Raw genomic sequence first — 3399 nt, forward strand, 5'->3', positions numbered from 1 at the left:
TTCAGCCTCGGTTGTCCACGCCCGCATCGCAAGGCGCGCCTAACCCGACCTACAAAACTTAACTTAATGGCATTGGGCTAACCAGCCGTTTCCCATGAAAAAGACGTGAAAAAGACACCCGTCGCGGAACCCGGCCTGCACATTCGCACCGGCCTGCTGGCAGTGGTGCTTATGCTTTCGATCGCTGCTCCACCGGCATTGGCGCAAAAGGTAAGGATTGCGGTGGCCGCGAATTTCACCGCGGCGGCCAAGGAGATCGGTGTCCTGTTCAAGCAGGCCACGGGACACGAGGCCAGCTACAGCTTCGGCTCGACCGGCCAGCTCTACGCCCAGATCACCCAGGGTGCCCCCTTCGAGGTCTTCCTCGCCGCCGATCAGGTACGACCCGCGCAGGCGGTCGCGGCGGGCCTGGCCGTCGCGGACAGTCGCTTCACCTATGCCACGGGCCGCTTGGTGCTGTTCAGCAGGGACGAGTCTTTGGTGACGGACGAGACGACGCTGCACAACCCTGGTATTACCAAGGTCGCCATCACCAATCCGGTCACCGCACCTTATGGGGCGGCGGCGGTGGCGGTGATGAAAGCCCTGGGGGTCTATGCCGGACTTGCCCCTCGCTTAGTGCGGGGCAACAACATCGGCCAGACTTATCAATTCGTGGAGACCGGCAATGCCGAGCTCGGTTTTGTCGCCCTATCCCAGATTGCCCGGCATAATCAAGGGTCACGCTGGCTGGTGCCGGATCGTCTCCACCCGCCGCTGGCCCAGGATGCGGTCTTGCTGCGGCGCGGCGCGGATAACCGGGCGGCCCACGCGTTCATAGCCTTCCTGAAAGACCCGACGGCCGCCGCGGTGAAGATGCGGTATGGCTATGGTGCCGGCAACTGACCGGCCGCTGACCTATGTTCGAGGGCCGTAGGATGCGGTGAGCGTGGTAGGACTTTCAGGATGGCGCCAGAGAGGAGACGCGAACCGCATCAATTCAGTTATCAGCTAGAAATTTACCACTACCAAGAAGTGATCTTCATTTGCGTTCATTCGCGTTCATTTGCGGCTAAATCTTCCGTGAGAATCCTGTGCCTGAGCTAGCCGGGATCTGGTCGCCGATCCGGCTGACCCTGGCCTTGGCCTCGATCACTACCCTGGTACTGCTGATCCTGGGTACCCCGATTGCCTGGTGGTTGGCCCGCTCCAAGTCGCTGTGGAAGGAGGTGGTGGCTACCCTGGTGGCCCTGCCGCTGGTCCTGCCGCCGACGGTGTTGGGCTTCTATCTGTTGGTGGCACTGGGGCCCAACGGCCCGGGCGGATGGGTGGCCGGCCGGTTCGGCGGGCACTCGCTGGCGTTCAGGTTCGAGGGCCTGGTGATCGGCTCGGTGCTCTACTCGCTGCCCTTCGTGGTGCAACCCATCCGCAATGCCTTCGAGGCACTGGGAGAGCGCCCCCTCGAGGTCGCTGCCACCTTGCGGGCCTCACCGTGGGACGCCTTCTGGTCGGTGGCCGTCCCGCTGGCACGCCCCGGCTTTCTGACCGGCACCGTGCTGGGCTTTGCCCACACGGTGGGTGAGTTCGGCGTGGTGTTGATGATCGGCGGCAATATTCCCGGTGAGACCAAGGTCTTGTCGATCGCGATCTATGACTATGTGGAGACCCTGCAATGGGCCCAGGCCCATCTGGTGGCCGGGGGCATGCTTGCGTTCTCCTTCGTCGTCATTCTGACCACCTTCCTGCTCGAAAGGCGCATCGGACGGGCTGGTACGGATGCTCTCAACCATCGATAACCTCAAGTCGGTAGGTTCTTTGCGGAAGATTTATCCGCAAATAAACGCAAATGCACGCAAATGGATCAAGAATCGTCGATGATGATGAACTGATTGCAGGCGATCTGTATTGGTTCGCATCCATTGGCGACAAAAAGCGGAACCGCCGAGATTATGATTGAGTATAGGAAAAGGCAGAAGCAATCTGCTGAGAATCTGCATAATCTGTGGACAAAAAGATAGGGTGATCTTTTGTGACCGATTTGCGTTGATTCGCGTTCGTTTGCGGACAAACATGATGCCCATGTTATCGATACTGCCGTACTAAGCTGTGACGCGCGAAGACGAGCACATCCAGGCGCGCTTTGCGGGATCGCTCGGCGGCTTCTCGCTCGCTGTGCGGTTCGAGTGCCCGATGCAGGGCATCACCGCCTTGTTCGGTCCCTCGGGTTGCGGCAAGACCACCATCCTGCGCTGTGTGGCGGGGTTGCAGCGCATGGCCGGCCGACTCCGCGTCGGCGCCGAGACCTGGCAGGACGACGCCAAGCGGTTGTTCCTAAGACCCCATCGGCGGCCGATCGGTTATGTGTTTCAGGAGGCAGGCCTGTTCCGGCACCTGTCGGTGCGGCGCAACCTCGAATACGGCCTCACGCGCATCGCCCCCGGCGAGCGCCGCGTGCGGCCCGATGAAGTGGCCGACCTGATGGGGATCCAGGACCTGTTGGAACGGCGACCGGATCGCCTGTCCGGCGGGCAACGTCAGCGCGTAGCCATCGCCCGCGCCCTGCTGACCAGCCCGCGCCTGCTGCTGATGGACGAGCCCCTGGCCTCCCTGGACCGTAAGAGCAAGCAGGAGATCCTGCCCTATCTGGAGCGCTTGCATGACGAGCTGGCGATGCCGGTACTCTATGTGAGTCATGCCCCGGACGAGGTGGCGCGGCTCGCCGACCATCTGGTCCTGCTCGAGGCCGGGCGCGTGCGCGCCTCCGGCCGCCTCGGCGATCTGCGGGCCCGCCTCGACCTCGCCCGTGATCTGGGCGCCGAGGCCGACGCCATCATCGAGGCGGAGATCACGGCCCACGACCCGGCCTATCACCTGAGTTATCTCGACTTTTCCGGGGGCCGCTTCAGCGTCGCCCGCATCGGTCTGCCCATCGGCCACAAGGTGCGCCTGCGGGTGCTGGCCCGCGATGTGAGCATCACCCTCCAACCTCAGACCGACACCAGTATTCTCAATATCTTCCCGGCCCTGGTCGCAGGGCTGGCGGAAAACGACGCGGCCCGGACGCTGGTGCGCCTGGACCTCGCCGGTACCCCCTTGCTGGCCGGGATCACCCGCAAATCGGCCGAGCGCTTGCAGCTGACCCCCGGCAAGCGGGTCTATGCCCAAGTCAAGGCCGTGGCCCTGGTCGAGTAGCGTCAGGGGGCAGGGGAGGTCCCCTGATAACTGACAACTGCCCCCTGAGATGGGGCTCGCACCATGTAGATACTCTATTCCAGTGCAAGTCCAATTTGCCTCCTGATCCCCAAAAATTCACTCCGACGCATAAATTAGATTTATCAGGCAACGGTTTCGGTTGGGGTAAAGAAGCGGCTGCTGTCGAAGGGGGTTCGGTTCTTGAGCATGGCATGAATGGCGTGCAGG

The 3399-nt window shown here is 62.4% G+C and carries 3 protein-coding genes; all 3 read left to right on the top strand.

What is annotated here, in order from left to right:
- Nucleotides 1-105: 105 nt before the first annotated feature.
- On the top strand, nt 106-885 hold the full coding sequence (gene modA / locus BQ17_RS09420) for a molybdate ABC transporter substrate-binding protein (protein ID WP_256091534.1): 780 nt from the start codon (nt 106-108) through the stop codon (nt 883-885).
- A 188-nt stretch (nt 886-1073) separates the two neighbouring features.
- On the top strand, nt 1074-1775 hold the full coding sequence (modB, locus tag BQ17_RS09425; RefSeq protein ID WP_089726457.1) for a molybdate ABC transporter permease subunit: 702 nt from the start codon (nt 1074-1076) through the stop codon (nt 1773-1775).
- A 310-nt stretch (nt 1776-2085) separates the two neighbouring features.
- A complete protein-coding gene (gene modC, locus BQ17_RS09430) occupies nt 2086-3171 on the top strand; it encodes a molybdenum ABC transporter ATP-binding protein (RefSeq protein ID WP_089726459.1) in 1086 nt (361 codons plus the stop codon).
- Nucleotides 3172-3399: the final 228 nt, after the last annotated feature.

The sequence above is a fragment of the Candidatus Thiosymbion oneisti genome (assembly GCF_900092655.1).
Classification (GTDB): Bacteria; Pseudomonadota; Gammaproteobacteria; order Chromatiales; family Chromatiaceae; genus Thiosymbion; species Thiosymbion oneisti.